Origin of the sequence: Chromobacterium alticapitis (assembly GCF_002924365.1) — a bacterium.
GTDB classification, from domain to species: domain Bacteria; phylum Pseudomonadota; class Gammaproteobacteria; order Burkholderiales; family Chromobacteriaceae; genus Chromobacterium; species Chromobacterium alticapitis.
This window is the reverse complement of record NZ_PQWB01000012.1, coordinates 62,932-80,623: the sequence shown is the minus strand read 5'-3', so window position 1 is coordinate 80,623 and position 17,692 is coordinate 62,932. Positions and strand designations below refer to the sequence as shown.

General features: G+C 64.3%; 13 protein-coding genes. 10 read left to right on the top strand and 3 right to left on the bottom strand.

All coding sequences use genetic code 11. The features are described from left to right. Positions 1 to 195: 195 nt before the first annotated feature. The 9 genes from C2I19_RS03510 to C2I19_RS03470 all read left to right on the top strand — a co-directional run bounded on the left by C2I19_RS03510 (position 196) and on the right by C2I19_RS03470 (position 10,547). On the top strand, positions 196 to 1,488 hold the full coding sequence (locus C2I19_RS03510) for a maltoporin (protein WP_103901330.1): 1,293 nt from the start codon (positions 196 to 198) through the stop codon (positions 1,486 to 1,488). A 76-nt stretch (positions 1,489 to 1,564) separates the two neighbouring features. Continuing rightward, entirely contained in the window at positions 1,565 to 3,163 is a 1,599-nt protein-coding gene (locus tag C2I19_RS03505; RefSeq protein WP_103901329.1) for an alpha-glucosidase, read from the top strand. An 18-nt stretch (positions 3,164 to 3,181) separates the two neighbouring features. After that, positions 3,182 to 4,315: an ABC transporter ATP-binding protein gene (locus C2I19_RS03500; RefSeq protein WP_103901328.1), complete on the top strand. Its 1,134-nt coding sequence runs from the start codon at positions 3,182 to 3,184 to the stop codon at positions 4,313 to 4,315. A gap of 36 nt (positions 4,316 to 4,351) precedes the next feature. Further along, a complete protein-coding gene (gene malE, locus C2I19_RS03495) occupies positions 4,352 to 5,560 on the top strand; it encodes a maltose/maltodextrin ABC transporter substrate-binding protein MalE (RefSeq protein WP_103901327.1) in 1,209 nt (402 codons plus the stop codon). 60 nt (positions 5,561 to 5,620) lie between these two features. Beyond that, positions 5,621 to 7,150 carry a maltose ABC transporter permease MalF gene (gene malF / locus C2I19_RS03490; protein ID WP_103901326.1) on the top strand — a complete coding sequence of 510 codons (1,530 nt, stop codon included), beginning with the start codon at positions 5,621 to 5,623 and terminating at the stop codon, positions 7,148 to 7,150. A gap of 10 nt (positions 7,151 to 7,160) precedes the next feature. Further along, positions 7,161 to 8,051: a maltose ABC transporter permease MalG gene (gene malG, locus C2I19_RS03485; RefSeq protein WP_103901325.1), complete on the top strand. Its 891-nt coding sequence runs from the start codon at positions 7,161 to 7,163 to the stop codon at positions 8,049 to 8,051. A gap of 91 nt (positions 8,052 to 8,142) precedes the next feature. Further along, positions 8,143 to 9,462 (top strand): DUF2254 domain-containing protein, encoded by a 1,320-nt coding sequence (locus tag C2I19_RS03480; protein WP_103901324.1) that lies wholly within the window; start codon positions 8,143 to 8,145, stop codon positions 9,460 to 9,462. 62 nt (positions 9,463 to 9,524) lie between these two features. After that, positions 9,525 to 9,713 carry a hypothetical protein gene (locus C2I19_RS03475; RefSeq protein ID WP_103901323.1) on the top strand — a complete coding sequence of 63 codons (189 nt, stop codon included), beginning with the start codon at positions 9,525 to 9,527 and terminating at the stop codon, positions 9,711 to 9,713. A 153-nt stretch (positions 9,714 to 9,866) separates the two neighbouring features. Beyond that, positions 9,867 to 10,547 (top strand): DUF3313 domain-containing protein, encoded by a 681-nt coding sequence (locus tag C2I19_RS03470; RefSeq protein WP_103901322.1) that lies wholly within the window; start codon positions 9,867 to 9,869, stop codon positions 10,545 to 10,547. Between the two features lies 1 nt (position 10,548). Here C2I19_RS03470 and cyaB read toward each other — a convergent pair whose 3' ends face one another. Continuing rightward, the gene (gene cyaB, locus C2I19_RS22405) at positions 10,549 to 11,520 is read right to left on the bottom strand and encodes a class IV adenylate cyclase (RefSeq protein ID WP_233201096.1); all 972 of its coding nucleotides are present in this window, start codon (positions 11,518 to 11,520) and stop codon (positions 10,549 to 10,551) included. A 216-nt stretch (positions 11,521 to 11,736) separates the two neighbouring features. Next, a complete protein-coding gene (locus C2I19_RS03460; protein ID WP_146056739.1) occupies positions 11,737 to 15,906 on the bottom strand; it encodes a sensor domain-containing protein in 4,170 nt (1,389 codons plus the stop codon). A 243-nt stretch (positions 15,907 to 16,149) separates the two neighbouring features. Between C2I19_RS03460 and C2I19_RS03455 the strand changes: the two genes are divergently transcribed. Then, entirely contained in the window at positions 16,150 to 16,974 is an 825-nt protein-coding gene (locus tag C2I19_RS03455; RefSeq protein ID WP_103901320.1) for a hypothetical protein, read from the top strand. Here C2I19_RS03455 and C2I19_RS03450 read toward each other — a convergent pair. Beyond that, positions 16,971 to 17,600 carry an FMN-binding negative transcriptional regulator gene (locus C2I19_RS03450; RefSeq protein WP_103901319.1) on the bottom strand — a complete coding sequence of 210 codons (630 nt, stop codon included), beginning with the start codon at positions 17,598 to 17,600 and terminating at the stop codon, positions 16,971 to 16,973. The two genes, C2I19_RS03455 and C2I19_RS03450, sit on opposite strands and share 4 nt — an antisense overlap. Positions 17,601 to 17,692: the final 92 nt, after the last annotated feature.

The window sequence follows — 17,692 nt, the reverse complement described above, 5'->3', positions numbered from 1 at the left end:
GAACGCAGCATCGAAATCATCCGCTCTTGCTTTGCCTCAACTAAAGCGACAAATGCCGTATCCCGCCAAGTTTTTTCGGAAGTATGATCGTTTCACAAAATTTAAACCGGTTTGAAAAACAAAAACCGATTTGAGATGGAGATGGGCGAGGCCCTTCGCCCAGTGGAACGTAGTCAACACTGAAGGGATAGAAAAATGAAATCAGCAGCATTCCTCCCTCTGGCCGCGCTGAGCCTGGCGGCCTTGCCGCTCGCCGCGCTGGCCGATGGCAGCGGCCTGGACTTCAGCGGCTACCTGCGCAGCGGCGTGGGCAGCAATCAAGGCGGCGGCGGCTCGCAGTCATGTTTCCAGCTGGCGGGGGCCGGGTCCAAGTACCGTTTGGGCAATGAGTGCGAAACTTACGCCGAACTGGCCCTGGGCAAACAGGTGTACGCCGACGCCGAAACCGGCGCGCGCTTCCGCGTGGATTCACGTCTCGCCATGAGCGCCAAGCAGTGGCAGGACTGGGAAGACAGCAGCAGCGACAAAAACGGCAACTCCAACGCCAAATTCGCGCTGCGCGAGATGTTCGTCACCGCCGAGAACATCGGCCTGGGCCAAGCCAAGGTATGGGCCGGCAAGCGCTTCTACGACCGCCAGGACGTGCACATCAACGACTTCTATTTCTGGGACAACTCCGGCCCGGGCGCCGGCATCGAAAACATCGACGTCGGCGTGGGCAAGTTCGCTTATGCCTGGCGCCAGAACACCGTGGACAGCGGCAATGTCTCCGTGGACAAGCTGGACCACACCTTGGGCGTCACCGGCCACGACTTCCGCCTGTCCGGCATCAAGGTCAATCCGGGCGGGGAACTGACGCTGGGCCTGGACCTGCGCTACGCCAAGAAGGACAGCACGGACACCGCCAACCAGGCCACCAACGGCGTCGCCCTCAACGTCATGCATACCCAGAGCGGCGTGCTGGGCGGCTACAACAAGCTGGCCCTGCAATACATGAAGGGCAGCATCGCCGGCAGCTACGGCTACCCCAACCCTAACGCCAACAGCGACGACAAAAAATACCGCTTGGTAGAGCAACTGCAATGGCAACCGACCGGCAGCCCGTTCGGCGGCATGGCTGTGGCGATATGGGAGAAACAAACCCCTGCCAAGGGCGATGGCCAGACCTGGATGTCTTTAGGCGCGCGTCCGACTTACGCCTTCTCCAAGCATCTGGGCGCGGCGCTGGAAATGGGCTACGACCAGGTCACGCCGGACAACGGCGAGCGCCGCACCCTGTTCAAAACCACCGCGGCCTTCCTGATTTCGCCGGATCAAGGCTTCTGGAGCCGTCCGCAACTGCGCCTGTTCGCCACGTACGCCAAGTGGAACCAGGCCGCTCAACAGGCTGCGGGCACCGATGTCAACAACCCTCTGTCCGCGGTCGGCCATTTCGGCAATCAGACCCATGGCGTGACCATAGGCGCCCAGGCCGAAGCCTGGTGGTAAGCCTGATTTGAACCGGGGAGGCGCCCGCCTCCCCTTGTTTTCCATCCAATGCCCTGCGGGGCGGGAGCAGCAAAGCATGAGCAAAAGCGCTTGGTGGCGCGGTGGCGTGATTTACCAGATCTACCCGCGCAGCTTCGCCGACAGCAACGGCGACGGCGTCGGCGACCTGGCCGGCATCACCGGCAAACTGCCCTATGTGGCCAGCCTGGGCGTGGACGCCATCTGGATCAGCCCGTTTTTCAAGTCGCCGATGAAGGACTTCGGCTACGACGTGTCCGACTACCGCGCCGTGGACCCGATGTTCGGCGACGTGGAGGACTTCCGCCGCCTGGTGAGCGAAGCGCACCGCCTGGGCCTGAAAGTGATGATAGACCAGGTGCTGTCGCATACCTCGGAGCAACACGCCTGGTTCGCCGAAAGCCGCGCCAGCCGCGACAACGCGCGCGCCGACTGGTATGTGTGGAGCGAGGCCAAGCCCGACGGCAGCCCGCCCAACAACTGGATGTCGGTGTTCGGCGGCTCAGCCTGGCAGTGGGATACCCGCCGCCGCCAATACTATCTGCACAACTTCCTGGCCTCCCAGCCGGACTTGAACTTCCATCACCCCGAAGTGCAGGACGCCATGCTGGACGAGGTGCGCTTCTGGCTGGAGCTGGGCGTGGACGGCCTGCGCTTCGACGCCTGCAACTTCCATTTCCACGATACCCAGCTGCGCGACAACCCGCCGGCTCAGGTCAGAGACAACGCCACCGTAACGGCGGACAATCCTTACGGCTACCAAGCGCACCGCTACGACAAATCGCAGCCGCAGAACCTGGACTTCCTCAAGCGACTGCGCAGCCTGTTGAACGAATACGACGCGGTGGCCCTGGGCGAGATTGGCGACGATAACAGCCTGGCCCGCATGGCGGAATACACCGCCGGCAACGACAAGCTGCACATGGCGTACAGCTTCAACCTGCTGACGCCGGCCTTCTCCGCCGACTACATCCGCCGCCAGGTGAGCGAGCTGGAAGCGCAAATCGGCAGCGGCTGGGCCTGCTGGACCACCGGCAACCACGACGCCATCCGCATGCCCACGCGCTGGGGACGCAACGCCGGCCACCCGCGCTTCGCGCCGTGCATCCTGGCCATGCTGCTGTCGCTGCGCGGCTCGGCCTGCCTGTACCAGGGCGAGGAGCTGGCGCTGACCGAGGCCGAGCTGAGCTTCGAACAGCTGCAAGACCCTTACGGCATCGCCATGTGGCCGGAATTCAAGGGCCGCGACGGCTGCCGCACCCCCATGCCGTGGCGGCATGATCTGGCGGACGGCGGCTTCGGCAGCGAAAACCCGTGGCTGCCCATGCCGGACGAGCACAAGAAACTGGCGGTGGACTTGCAGGAAGCGAGCGAAGACTCCTGCCTGGCCTTCTACCGCCGCTTCATCGCCTGGCGGCGCGGCCAGCCGGCGCTCAAGGAAGGCGACATCCGTTTCCTGGGCGACGACGCGCGCATCCTGGCGTTCACGCGCGGCGGAAAAACGCTGTGCGTATTCAATCTGGGCCCCGAGCCGCGCGTCTACACGCTGCCGGCTGAGGCGGCAGAACTGGCTGGCTGCCCGCTCGCGGGCGCCCAGCGCGATGGCCGCGAACTCATGCTGGAAGGCTGGGGCGGCTGGATGGGCCAACTGGCCTGAAACTGGCGGGAGAACAAGATGGCCGCGGTCAGCTTGCGAGGCATCACCAAGGATTTCGGCCTGGCCCGAACCTTGACGGAAATCGACCTGGAAATCCAGGCCGGTGAGTTTATCGTTTTCGTCGGCCCCTCCGGCTGCGGCAAGTCCACCCTGCTGCGCACCATCGCCGGGCTGGAGGAAATCACCGAGGGAGAGCTGCAAATAGACGGCGAGCGCGTCAACGAGCTGCCGCCGGTCAAGCGCGGCATCTCCATGGTGTTCCAATCTTACGCGCTGTATCCGCATATGTCGGTATTCGACAACCTGGGCTTCGGCCTGAAGCTGGCCGGCAAGCGCAAGAGCGACTACGCGGCGCAGGTGGAACAAGTGGCCAAGGTGCTGCAAATCGATCATCTGCTTGAGCGCAAGCCCAAGGAGCTGTCCGGCGGCCAGCGCCAGCGCGTGGCCATAGGCCGCGCCATCGTGCAACGGCCCAAGGTTTTTCTGTTCGACGAGCCGCTGTCCAATCTGGATGCCTCGCTCAGGGTGCAGATGCGCATCGAAATCGCCAAGCTGCACCGCGAACTGGGCACCACCATGATCTACGTCACCCATGACCAGATCGAGGCCATGACGCTGGCCGACCGCATCGTGGTGCTGCGCGGCGGCCGCATCGAGCAAGTGGGTTCGCCATCCGAGCTGTATTACCAGCCGGCCAACCGCTTCGTCGCCGGCTTCCTCGGCTCGCCGGGCATGAACTTCCTGCCCGGCCGCCTGCAAAGCCAGGACGCCGAGGGCGCGATGGTGTTGTTGGCCGACGGCCAGGAAGTGCGCGTGGCGGTGGATGCCGCCGGCTTCGCCGCGGGCGACGAGGTTTGCGTGGGCGTGCGCCCGGAACACCTGAGCCTGAAGGCCGGCGACAACAGCGTGCGCGGCAGCGTCATCGCCGTCGAGCACCTGGGTGAATCGTCCGTGCTCTACCTGGAAGCCCCAGGCTGCGCCGAGCCGCTGTCCGCCCGCCTGCCGCCGCTGGTGCAGTTCGAACCCGGCACCGCCTGCCGCTTGGTGTTCGATCCGGCCGACGGCCATCTGTTCGATCAACAGGGCCGGGCGCTTCGCCGCCTCGACCCGCTTAATCTGCAGGCTCGCCATCCGGGCCTGGCTTGCGCCTAGCAAGCATCCATACCCCCAAGAAGAGGAGATGTAGAGATGAAGATCACTCGCAGACAATTCAGCCGCGCCGCCTGCCTGACCCTGGGCCTGGCCGTAGCGGGCGCCTTCGCCGCGCCGCTGGCGCAAGCCTCCGGCGACGCCAAGCTGCTGATCTGGATCAACGGCGACAAGGGCTACCGCGGCTTGGCCAAGCTGGGCGAAGAATTCACCAAGCAAACCGGCGTCAAGGTGGTGGTGGAGCACCCGGAAGACGCCGCCGGCAAGTTCCAGCAGGCCGCCGCCGCAGGCAAGGGACCGGACATCTGGATCTGGCCGCACGACCGTCTAGGCGAATGGTCCACCGCCGGCCTGCTCTCCCCGGTCAATCCGAGCAAGAAGCTGCGCGGCGAGATAGACGACATGGGCTGGAAGGCCTTCAGCAGCGGCGGCAAGACCTGGGGCTACCCCATCGCGCTGGAAGCCGTGGCGCTGATCTACAACAAGGCGCTGGTGCCGACGCCGCCCAAGACCTTCGACGACGTGATGGCGCTGGACAAGAAACTGTCCGCCAGCGGCAAAAAGGCCATTCTGTGGGACTTCACCAATACCTACTTCACCTGGCCGCTGTTGGCCGCCGGCGGCGCCTATCCGTTCAAGCAGAAAGCCGACGGCACCTATGACGCCAAAAACGTGGGCGTCAACAACGCCGGCGCGGTGGCCGGCCTGGATACCCTGATGAAGCTGATCCATAGCGGCGCCATGCCGAAAAGCGCCAGCTACGCCGACATGGAAGCCGGCGTGAACAAGGGCCAGGTGGCCATGATGATCAGCGGCCCCTGGGCCTGGGAAAACCTGAAGAAGAGCCGGATCAACTTCGGCGTGGCGCCCATCCCCAGCGTCAACGGCAAACCCGCCGCGCCCTTCGTCGGCGTGCTGGGCGCCATGATCAGCGCCTCCAGCCAGAACAAGGAACTGGCCACCGAGTTCATCGAAAACACCATGCTGACCCAGCACGGCCTGAAAACCATCAACGACGACGTGCCGTTGGGCGTGCCTGCCAGCAAAGCCTTCTACGCCCAGCTCAAGGGCGACCCGAACATCCACGCCACCATGCAGAGCGCGCAGGCCGGCGCGCCCATGCCCAACAATCCGGAAATGGGCAAGTTCTGGTCCACCATGCAGTCCACGCTGCAAAACGTCACCCAGGGCCGCCAGGGCGTGAAGGCCGGCCTGGACGCCGCGGCGGCCAAGATCCGCGGCAACTAAGGCGGCATGCGCCGGACGCCCTCTGGCGTCCGGCCGCCGGGGCAACAGGGAGTGCAAAGCATGTTCAAGATCCATCCGCGCCACGCCGGAACGGCGCTGGGCGCGACATTCATGACGGCCGGCCTGTGGCTGGTCTTCATGCTCTACCGCGAAGGCCATTTGTGGCTAGCGCTGGCCGGCCTAGCGCTGCTGGCCGGCTCCGCCGCCATTTTCAGCATGAAGCGGGCCTACGCGCTGCGCTATCTGTACCCCGGCGCCGCGGCCATCCTGGTATTCGTCATCCTGCCCGCGCTGTACACCGTAGGCATCGGCTTCACCAATTACAGCTCCAGCAATCTGCTGAGCTACGAGCGCGCCACGTCCTATCTGCTGGAGCAGACTTATGCCGGCGACGGCGATCCGCTGCGCCTGCAACTGTATCGCCAGAACAGTCAATACCGCCTGACGCTGTCCCGCGACGATGGCGCCGCCTGGCGATCCGCGCCCATCAAACTGAACGCCATCCAGCCCGCCTCCCAGAAACTGGCGCTGCAGGCGACCGCCGGCCAAAACACCGGCGAAAAGCTGGCCTTGAAAGACGTCATCGCCCTGCAGCCGGCCTTGCGCCAGCTCACGCTGACGCTGCCGGGACAGACTACGCCCTACCGCCTGAGCTCGCTCAGCGGCTTCAGCCCGGCCAAGCCGCTGTATTTGCGCCAGGCCGACGGCGCCCTGCTGAACCAGCAAAGCGGCGAGACGCTACGGCCGGACTTCGAGCGCGGCTTCTACCGCAACGCGCAGGGCGAAAACATCGTGCCGGGCTTCCGCGTCAACGTGGGCTGGAAAAATTTCCGCCAGCTGTTCGCCAACAGCGATCTGCAAAAACCGATGCTGAAAGTGTTCGCCTGGACGGTGACTTTCTCCGCCCTGACCGTGCTGTTCACCTTCGCTCTCGGCCTGATGCTGGCCACCGTGCTCAGTTGGGAAGCGCTGCGCTTCCGCGGCGTCTACCGCGTGCTGCTGTTCCTGCCCTACGCCGTGCCCGGCTTCATTTCCATCCTGATTTTCCGCGGCCTGTTCAATGAGAACTTCGGCGAAATCAACCTGGTGTTGAACGGCCTGTTCGGCATCCGCCCCAGCTGGTTCTCCGACCCGCTCTTGGCCAAGGCCATGCTGCTGATCGTCAATACCTGGCTGGGCTATCCCTACATGATGCTGCTGTGCCTGGGCCTGATCAAATCGATTCCGTCCGATCTGTACGAAGCTTCGGCCATCAACGGCGCCAGCGCCTGGACCAATCTGACCCAGATCACGCTGCCCTTGATTCTCAAGCCCATCATGCCGCTCTTGATCGCGTCCTTCGCCTTCAACTTCAACAACTTCGTGCTGATCTCGCTGCTGACCGACGGCCGCCCGGACTTCATCGACAGCGCGGTGCCGGCCGGCACCACCGACATCCTGGTGTCCTACACCTATCGCATCGCCTTCCAGGATTCGGGGCAGAACTTCGGCCTGGCCGCGGCCATCTCCACGCTGATCTTCGCGCTGGTGGCGGCGCTGTCGCTGATCAATCTGCGCCTGTCGCGCATCAACGCGCAAGCAAACCGCTGAGGAGACCGCCATGGCCATGGTTCAAGACAAAACCCATACCGGCCGGCTCTGGCTGGCCCATCTGGGGCTGATCGCCTTTCTGCTGCTGACCCTGTTTCCCTTTTTGATGATCGTGTCCATCTCGCTGCGCCCCGGCAACTTCGCCGCCGGCAGCTTGATTCCGGACAGCATCAGCCTGGAGCACTGGAAACTGGCCTTCGGCCTGTCCTACACCGACGCGGGCGGCCGCGTGGTGGAGCCGCCCTTCCCGGTGCTGCGCTGGCTATGGAACTCGATGAAAATCGCCTTCATCAGCGCCAGCCTGATCCTGCTGCTCTCCACCACCTGCGCTTACGCCTTCTCGCGGCTGCGCTTCCGCGGCAAGCAGCTGGGCCTGAACCTGCTGCTGCTGGCGCAGATGTTTCCGGCCGTGCTGTCCTTGATCGCCATCTACTCCATCTTCGACCAGATCGGCAGCTATGTGCCGTGGCTGGGCCTGGACAGCCACGGCAGCGTGGTGCTGGCCTACGCCGGCGGCATCGCCCTGCACATCTGGACCATCAAGGGCTATTTCGACACCCTGCCGTCCGAGATAGAGGAGGCCGCCATCGTGGACGGCGCCACGCCCTTCCAGGCCTTCTGGCACGTGCTGCTGCCCATGGCCCTGCCCATACTGTGCGTGGTTTTCCTGCTCGCTTTCATCGGCGCCATCATCGAATATCCGGTGGCCTCGGTGCTGCTGCACCAGGAGCAAAACCTGACGCTGGCGGTCGGCTCCAAGCTGTATCTGTACGAGCAGAACTATCTGTGGGGCGACTTCGCCGCCGCCGCCATCCTGTCCGGCCTGCCCATCACGCTGCTGTTCATCATCGCCCAGCGCTGGATGGTGAGCGGCCTGAGCAGCGGCGGGGTCAAGGGCTGACCCAGCGCGCGGACCGCAGCGGGACTCTCCTGCAGCGGGTGCGCGATAAAACCGTTATCATGCCGGTTTCATCGTTGCTCCCGCCGCCGTCATGACCCGACACCTGCCCCGCGCCATCCAGCACATCCTGTTCAATCTACGCGGCGGCTTCCTGGTGCGGCCGCTGATCATCTCGCTGGGACTGGGCCTGCTGGGCGGCTGGCTGTCATGGCTGGAGGAGAAGCATCCGGCCATCAGCGCCTGGCTGCCGGCCGTGCTGTTTCCCTCGCGCGAAGACCCGCAAGTGGCCCAGGTCATGCTGTCCGCCATCGCCACCTCCATCATGACCGTGGTGTCGATCGTGTTCGCCATCCTGCTGATGTCGCTCACCCTGGCTTCCATGCAATTCTCGCCGCGCATCATCGTCAGCTTTTCGCGCGACAAGGTCACGCAATGGACTTTGGGCATTTTCCTGGGCACTTTCGCCTACTGCATCGCCGCCCTGCCCGCCGCCAGGCTGAAGCCCTACGCCTTCAGCCCAGTGCTGACGGTATTCGGCTCCATGCTGCTGGCCGTGGCCTGCGTAGTGGGGCTGCTGTTCTTCATCCACCACATCTCGCGCGCCATCAGCGTCAACTACATCGTTGACCGCATCGCGGAAGAAACCGAACAGACGATTGCGGATCAGATGCCGGAGCCGCATGCGGAACATCTGTGGGAATCCGGCGCCGCGCCAAACGCCGCCCAGCCGGACACGCCCATTCTCAATCGGCACGCGGGCTATATCCGCTACATGGATACCCGAAAACTCGTCCAACTGGCGAAGGCTCACCAGATCAAACTATGCGTCGCTCGCCGCGTCGGCCAGTTCGCGCCGGCCGCCGCGCCCCTGTTTTACGCCTCGCGCGGGGAAAGGCTGACGCCCAAGCTGTGCCAGGCCTTGCAGGCGGCGATAGACATCGGCCCCAGCCGCACGCTGCAGCAGGATGTGGAATTCGGCGTGCTGCAGATCGTGGACATCGCCTTGAAAGCCATTTCCCCCGCGGTGAACGATCCCACCACCGCCATCACCTGCATCGATCAGCTAAGCCGCATCCTGTGCCTGTATTCGCAGCGCAGCACGCCGCAAAGCCACTACTACGACCCGCCCGGCGTGGTGCGCGTCGCCATCCCGGTCATTGAGACGGAGGCGCTGCTGGAATCGGCCTTCGAGCACATCCGCCACTACGCGCGCGGCGACATGGCCGTCAGCCTGCGCTTGCTGGCGGCGCTGAACGATATCGCAGCGGTCGCGCCCGGCGCAGCCTTCCGGCTTTGCCTGCTGGCCATGGGGCAAAGAACCGTGGACGCCTGCCGGGAGCACCTGGATGAACAGGCGATGCGCCGCTTGCGCGCACGGCTGGACACCCTGCAAGCCGCAACGAGATGTTGATTGCATACGCAATCGGCGTACAATGTCTGCATGTAAATTTCCATTTACGCGGACGCTCCATCATGAAAGCCGACACCGACGGCCCCAGTAGCAACAATCTCCTGCGTTATTGGCTGCACAAGCTCACCGGCTCCCGCCTGAGCGCTCAGGACAGACTCCATTTCCAACCCATAAGCGAGGAAGTCCTGCTGAACCTGATGGTCATCCTCTGCATCGTCCTACTGGCGCTGTTCACGTATCTGAAACAATGAAACTGGCGAGTCCGCCAGCAGATGGCGCGGGCAAGACTTGGCGGCCTGCCCCGCTGGACAAGCGCGCGGCGGGCTCCGAGAATGCGATGAGCCGAAACCATTCGGCCCCAGAGATGTCAGCGTATTACTCCTATCCGCCAAGCGAGGCCAATCATGAAATTGACCGCACTGACTTTATGCACCCTGTTCGCGCTGAGCGGCGCGGCCTGGGCCGACGAGCCTGCATCCGCCGCCCCCAAGGAAAATCTGTTCACGCTGCCGCTGGACGCCTTCCAGCCCGGCAAGATGATGCCCGACCAGCGTGTCTATTTGAAACCCGGCATAGACCTGAAAGCTTACAACGCCGTGCTGCTGGAACCGCTGCTGTTCATGCGCCAGGGCCAGGACGGCAACTGGGAGCTACTGCAATCCAGCGACGAGAACGCCATCACCGCCTATTTCCACCAGCGCCTGCAGGCCGAGCTGGAAGCGGCCGGCGTCAAGGTGGCGCTGCAGCCGGCGCCGGGCGTGGCCCGCCTGCGCGTGGCGGTGACCGGCATGACCCAGGACCGGCCGGGCATTGACGCGGTGGACCTGCTGCCGGTCAAGGCCGTGTTCAATCTGGCCAGGCTGGCCGCCGGCAAGGAGCCCTATCTGCTGAAGATAGGCAGCATGGCGCAGCTGGAGGACGCGCAAGACGGCACGCTGCTGGCCGGCACCGTCAATCTGCGCGAAAACAAGAAAAGCAAATCCAAGGACGCGCCGCTGACGCTGGAGCTGATCAAGCCGCTGATAGACCAATGGTGCAAGGACAGCGCCCGCCAGTTGGCCGCCCACCTGGGCAAGGCCTCCTGACTCAGAACGGCTTGCGCATGAATACGCTGTTCGGATCCACGGCGTAAGACCCGAACGGCGCGCAGAATTCATAGCCGGCGCGGCGGTACAAGGCGATGGCCTCGTGCTGGTGGATGCCGGTTTCCAAGGTCATGGCGGCGCAGCCGCGCGCCTTGGCCTGGTCCTCCAGAAAATCCATCAGCGCGCGCGCCACGCCCTTGCCACGGCATTGCGGCCGCACATACATCCGCTTCAGCTCGCCATATTCCGGCACGCACCATACCGCGCCGCAGCCCACCGCCTGGCCGCTTTCGTCTCGGGCGACGGCAAACGCCACATTGGGCTGCAGCAGCACCGAAACCTCCACGCCGTGATGGCTCTCCGCTGGATACAGCGGCATCTGGTAGGCGTCCAGCTCCTCTATCAGCGCCAGCGCCTCGGGCTGGTCCGCCCGCTCCAGCGCGATGCTCGCGCCTGAGCCCGCGCGCTCCGCCAGCAGCTCCAGATAAGCCTTGTCGATCAGGTCCGCGTCGCGGATATCCAGGGCCGACATCAAGTCCGCCACCCCCTGCCTGGCGCCTGTCCCAGCCGCGCCATCGTCCACTTCCACTTCGATTTCGACAAAATCGCCCAAGCGCTCCACCCGGTCCAGATGCACGCGGCAAACGCCTATGCGATACAGCCTGCGCTGCTTGCGCACCCGCCCTTGCTCGCCGTAGGCCCGCGCCAGCAGCGCCCGCAACGCATTCGCGTCGTCGCACTCGCTGACCAGAAAGTCCGATGTCTTGATCTCCGCCGCGTCCGGCCGTTGATAGAAAATCAGCTTGCCGCGCTTCCCGCCTTCCACCCGCAGCTTGAGCCTGCCATGAGGACAGGAGAAGAAGGTGTCGTCCTGCTCTCGAACCATCCCCGCCATTCCGGCCAAGGCTTCCACCTTGCCCGCCAAAACCGCCAGATCCCTCACCCTGGCCTTGATCTCGATATTGCTCGCCACTGCTTGTATCCCGATAGTGTTCCGTTCAAACCGCCAAGTCGCGGCGGCAACCTGCATTCCCCAGCCGTTCCAGCAAAAATTGGACCAACTAAAAGCGGCCGCTTGCTAGCGATACTGCTCGCCATCCACGAATTTCGCGCCATGATGGTGCAAGCATCGTGTGTCGCGCAAGAAAAAGGCCCGCAGCGGCGGGCCTGGGCGGGGCCTCTTTCCCCCTCACTTCGACCGCAGCTCCTCAGCCGGTTGCGGCGCCAGTTTCCGCCAGATTTCTCCCTGCCGCCAGCGCCGGCACCAGCCTGGCACGGCCCCGGCCTCCATCGGCCGGGCGATGCCGAAGCCCTGGGCATAACGGCAACCCAGCTTGCGCAGCAGCGCGCCATGCTCCAGCGTTTCCACGCCCTCCGCGATCACGTCGCGGTTGAAGATGGCCGCCAATTGCACGATGCCCTCCACGATGCGGCGGTCGTCGGCGCTGCTCAGCATGTCGTGGACGAAGCTGTTGTCTATCTTCAGCGTGTCCACCGGCAGCTGCCGCAGATAATTCAGCGAGGCATAGCCGGTGCCGAAATCATCCAGCGCGAAGCGCACGCCCAGCTCGCGGCAGCCACGCAGCGTTTCTATGGTTTTCTCGACATCGGTCTGCGCGCTTTCCTGCACTTCCAGCTCCAGATGATCCGGCGGCACATTGGGATAGCGGGCCAGCGCCGCCGCCAGCTTGTCGCAGAAGTCGCCGCCCAGGAGATAGCTGGCGCTGACGTTGGCGCTGACCGGCATGTCCTGGCCTGACTCCATCCATTGCGAAGCCTGCTTCAGCGCGGCGTCCAGCACCCAGTCGCCGAAAGCTTCCTCCAGCTCGTTGCCGCGCAGATGCGGCAGAAAATCCGCCGGCGCCAGCACGCCGCGCCGCGGGTGATGCCAGCGGATCAACGCCTCCATGCCTATGATTTCGCCGTCGAACAGGTCCACCTTGGGCTGGTAGTACAGAGTGAATTCGCTGCGCGACAGCGCCTGGCGCAGCAGCTCCATGAACTGCCTGTGCTCTTGCGCCTTGCGGTCGCTCTCCGGATCGAACAGCTGATAGCGGTTCTTGCCGCCCTCTTTCGCCACGTACATCGCCTGGTCGGCATGGCGCAGCAAGGTGTCCGGATCCACATTGTCCTGCGGGTACAGGCTGACGCCTATGCTGCCGGTGACATTGACCACGCCGTTGCCCACCGGCACCGGCGCCGCCACCGCGGCGAGTATGCGGTCCAACACCAGCATGCACTCCTCGGTCGAGCTTATATCGGACAGCAGCACCACGAACTCGTCGCCGCCCAGCCGGGCCAGCGTGTCGTCTCCTCTCAACACGGACTTCAGATGGCCGCTCACCGCCACCAGCAGTTGGTCCCCCACCTCGTGGCCGTACTGGTCGTTGACCGCCTTGAAACCGTCCAGATCTAGGAAACACACCGCGCAGGACTTGCCGCTGCGCGTGGCGCGCACAATGGCCTGGCGCAGCCGGTCCGACAGCAGCCTCCGGTTGGCCACCCCGGTCAGCGGGTCGAAATGCGCCACCCGGTCCAGCTCCGCCTCGTGCTGCTTCAACTGAGTGATGTCGGAGAAGATGCCGATATAGTGCTGCACCTGCCCGCTTTCGTCCCGCACCACGGAGATGGACAGCAGTTCGGCGTACAGTTCGCCGTTCTTGCGCCGGTTCCATAGTTCGCCGCGCCAGAAGTCATGGCCCCTGATGGAGCTCCACAGCTCGTCGTAAAAGTTGGCGCTCTGCTTGCCGGAGGACAATATATTGGGCTTCTGCCCCACCGCCTCCTCCGCGCTGTAGCCGGTGATGCGGGTGAAAGCCTGGTTGACCTTGGTGATGAACCCGTCCGGGCTCACCATCAGAATGCCCTCGTAGCTGCTGGAGAATACAGCTGCCGCCTCCTTCTGCGTCTGTTCGAACACCTTGCGCTCGGTGATGTCGGTATGCGTGCCGGACATCATCAAGGGCGCGCCGTCCTCGTCGCGCTCCACTACCCGTCCGCGCGACAATATCCAGCGCCAGTCGCCGCCGCGGCTGCGGCAGCGGATTTCCACCTCGTGGCTGGCGGAGGCGCCGCTCAGATTGCGCTGAATGGATTCCCGCGCCCGCACGGCGTCCTCCGGATGCACATGCTCGTACCAGTTGTCCGCGGTGACGCGCATCTGCCCCGGCCCGTAACCGAGCATGCTTTCCCAGCGCGGACTGACCTGAAAACTCCCGGTTTTCAGGTTCCAGTCCCAATACCCTTGGTCCGAGCCCTCGATCACGCGCGCCAGCTGCTGCTCGCGGCTGCGCAGGGCCTGCTCGGCGCGCCGCTGTTCGGTCAGATCGCGGCCGAAGGCCATATAACGGCCATCCTTGAGCCTGCCGGTGGTCAGATCGACGCAGATGCCGCCGCCCTTCCTCAAGCGCAAGGTCCATTCCGAGCGCAGAAAGGCCCCGGAGCCCAGCATGGCCAGGTGGGCCGGCAGGGCGGGCAGGCATTCCGGCGCCACCAAATCGCGGATCTGCATGCCCTTCAATTCTTCCAGGCTGTGCCCGGTCAGCCGGCAAGCGGCGGGGTTGGCGAAAATGTAATAGCCCTCGGCGTCGGTCACCCAGATGGCGTCCCCCGCCTCGTTCAGCACCAGCCGCAGATCGTCGTCCACCCGCTTGCGCTCGGTGATGTCGGACAGATTGCCCACCAGCCGCAGCGCCCCGCCGCGCTCATCCCATTCCACCGCTTTGCCGCGCGCCAACAGCCAACGCACGCCGTTTTCCTGATTGGCCAGCCGGAACTCCACCTCGATGCGCGGCGTCTTGCCCCGCCGGTGCGCCTCTATCGCCTGCAGCACGAAGGGCAGGTCGGCCGAGTGGACCAATTGGCGGAAGAAGCGGAAGTCGCCGGTATCGTCCTCGGCGCGGGTGCAGGTCACCTCATAGTAGCGCGGCGAGCGGTAGACCCTCCCGCTGCGCAGATCCCAGTCCCAAAAGCCGTCGCTGGTGGCCTCCGCCACCAATTGCAGCCGCGCCTCGCTCGCCTTGACCTGCAAGGCCATCATCTTGCGCTCGGTGATGTCCTGCACCGTGCCGTACAGGCCCGCCACCTTGCCGTCCTCATCGCGGCGCGCCTCCCCCCGCGCCGTCACCCAACAGGAGGTGCCGTCCGAGCGCAACACCTCCAGATCGCATTCGTAACCCATGCCGATCAAGCGGCAGCGCTCCACCGCCTCCGACAACCTAGCCCAGCTTTCCAAAGTGAAGAAATGCTGCATCGCCGAGTAAGCTGGCGGTTCTTCATGGCTATCGAGGCCAAACAGGCGATAGACTTCAGCCGACCAAAGATGCCGGTCTCTGCGCAAATCCCAGCTCCAGCTGCCCAGGCCGGCCAATTGCTGCGCCAGCAGCAGCTCGGACTCGCTGGCGCGCAAAGCCTCCTCCGCTCGCCTATGCTCCGTCACATCGCGCGAAATGCCGAAGATGCCGACCAGGCGGCCCTGCGGCGAATAGATCGGCCCCTTGGTCACCATGAAAACCATCTGCCCGCCGTCTTGCAACGTCAGACATTCTTCCGAGCATTGCACTTTGCCCGACTGCATGATCGCGCGATCAGCCACGATCAGCTTGCGCGCCGTTTCCTCCGCGAACACCGAGTGATCGTCCCGGCCCAGCACCTCATCCGCGCGCTTGCCCACCAGCGCCAAACCGGCCTGGTTGACCAATAAATAGCGCCCCTGAACATCCTTGACGAAAACGGCGTCCGAAGTGCTGGACACCACGGAGTCGAGCAGGCGCCGGTTCAGCGCCATCCGAGACAGGCTGCGTTTGAGCGTGGCGCCCAGCACGCAGACCGCCACGCCCTCCACCAGCAAGAAAATCAATTGCAGGTGCCGCCCCCACGGCAAGGCCGCGTAAGGCGGCCAGCCAGGAGAATAACTGGCGGCCAGTCCCGCCAGCGCCGTGGCCAGCAAGCCCGGCCCCAAGCCGCCCAGGCTGGCGCACAGCATGATGGGCAACATGAACAGGATCAACATGGGGTGGGCGTCGACATCGCTGACCAGCCACGCCCGCAGCGCCAGTACCGCGCCGGTCAACAGCACGGCCAGCAAATACGCCAGCCAGGCGATTGCGCGTCCAGGCAGCAGCTCCGCGGCCAGTTCGGCGTGCCAGTTCTGCAGCGGCTCATTCTGGACGCGGGTCCGCCCGCGCAGCAAGCAGGCCAGCAGCGCCAAGCTCAAAACCAAGAGCAGGCCGCTGCCGACCAGGGAGGCGCCAGCGCTGCCGGACAGGGCCAAACCGCTGCCTGAAAACGCAAACCAGGCCCAAGCAAGCAGGCCATACCCCATCACCACCAGTAAAATGAAACTAGTCCGCGGGCGCATCCGCATCTCGTCTCCCCCCTTCGCCGAGTGGCAAAGGCTCCGCCCCACTCATCCCAGGCCGCCGCGCGGCGGCTGGTCGGATTCAACATCATACTGTCAATGCTTAAATCGTTCTCCCTATAGATATAGCATTTGCCCGCCGCGGCTCATCACGCCTGCGCGGCGACGAATAGCTCCGACCTTGGTTTGAATATGAACTATTCTGGAGCGGTAAAACAATAAAGCTGCAGACTGGAATCGGGGATGGAGTTTCAATTTGATCTAAATGAGCCGCTGCAATGCCTGGAGCAGATTTACCTGCAGTTGAGTCCGATGGTGGTGGCCTTCCGCCCCATCGCCAGCGGCGGCCTGTTCGGCCCCGCCTTCGGCAGCGGTCTGATGCTGGCGTATCGCGGCGAGGCCTTCATCATCACCACGGAATCCGTGCTGACAGAGATTTGCGTCGCCTACAGGCAGCAGGCCTGGGCATGTTCGGCCGGCCAGAGCTGGCCCTTGCGCGATCTGGGCTACGCCAGCTCGCAACTGATGGACATCGGCGCAATCCACCTGCCGGCGGACTGGCTGGGACGACAACCGATGCCGCTGTGCTTCGACCTGGGCCCCGCCGGCTGGCCGGATCCGCTAGCCAGCGCCTTCACGCTGCTGCTGGGCCATCCCGTGCCCAGCCGCCAGCCCGCGGCCGAGCCGGACGCGGCCATAGGCGTGGTGGCGCGCGCCTACCGCAACGGCCGATGCGACTGCGACACCATGCATCCGTTGTTCGTCGAGTTTGACAGCCGCGACATCCTGAGCAGCCACCCACTGGATAAAGCCATTCTGCAGCACAACTATCAGTTGTGCGGCACCCCAGCCATAGGCCTGTATCATTCGCTGCGGCAGGACAGCAACCGGCTCACCGCCACCCTGCAGGGCTTCGTGACCGAATGGGACCGCGCCGGCATCGGCGCCGTCGCCGCCTCCGCCCTGCTGTTGCATGACTTCCTGGACAACTTCCTGCGCCAGATGCGTCAAGGCGCCAGCCACGTCCAGGGCGACATGGCGGATTTGCTGGCTCGTTTCCGGCGTTAGGAACTCTGACGCATGCTTGCGGCGACGGCGGCCGCCCGCGCGTCGCCGCGCGACGCCAAGCCCTCGCTCACGCCATCACGCGCCGCTTCGTTCTGGTTCTGGCTAAGTTTGAATTTGCCGTCCAGCCGCTCGACCTGCAGCTCAATGCCGACAATGGCGGACAGCAGCTTTTCGATATAGTCGGCCGGCGCGTCATCCATGCTCCATGGCAGGCTGAAACCTGACTCCTGCTCCGACGTCAGCTCAGTCAGCAAGGCGCGCAGCCAAGCTGGATCCTCCTCCACGCGCAAACGGCCGCGAGCGTGCGCCACCGCGTAGTTCCACGTCGGCACCACTTTGCCGTGCTCGCCTTTGGCCGGATACCAGGACGGCGTCACGTAGGCGTCGTCGCCGTGAAACACCGCCACGGCCTGCGGCTCGCACCCCAGTTCCCGCCACAAGGGATTCGCGCGGGCCACGTGGCCACGCAGAACCAGTGACTGCCCATCGCGGAAAGCCAGCAAGGGAACATGGTTGACAATCGGGCCGCTCTCGCCGTTGATCGACAGCGTGGCCAGAGGGCGGGCTCGCATCAATCGCAGCAAGGACCCGATATCCATCTCCTGAAAATGCTTGGGCAAATACATGGCATGACCCCGGAGAAAATAGCCATTTTAGTCCCACGTCATACAACTACAAGCCATGAATGCCGCGGCTGCGCTACAATGGCAGCTCCCAT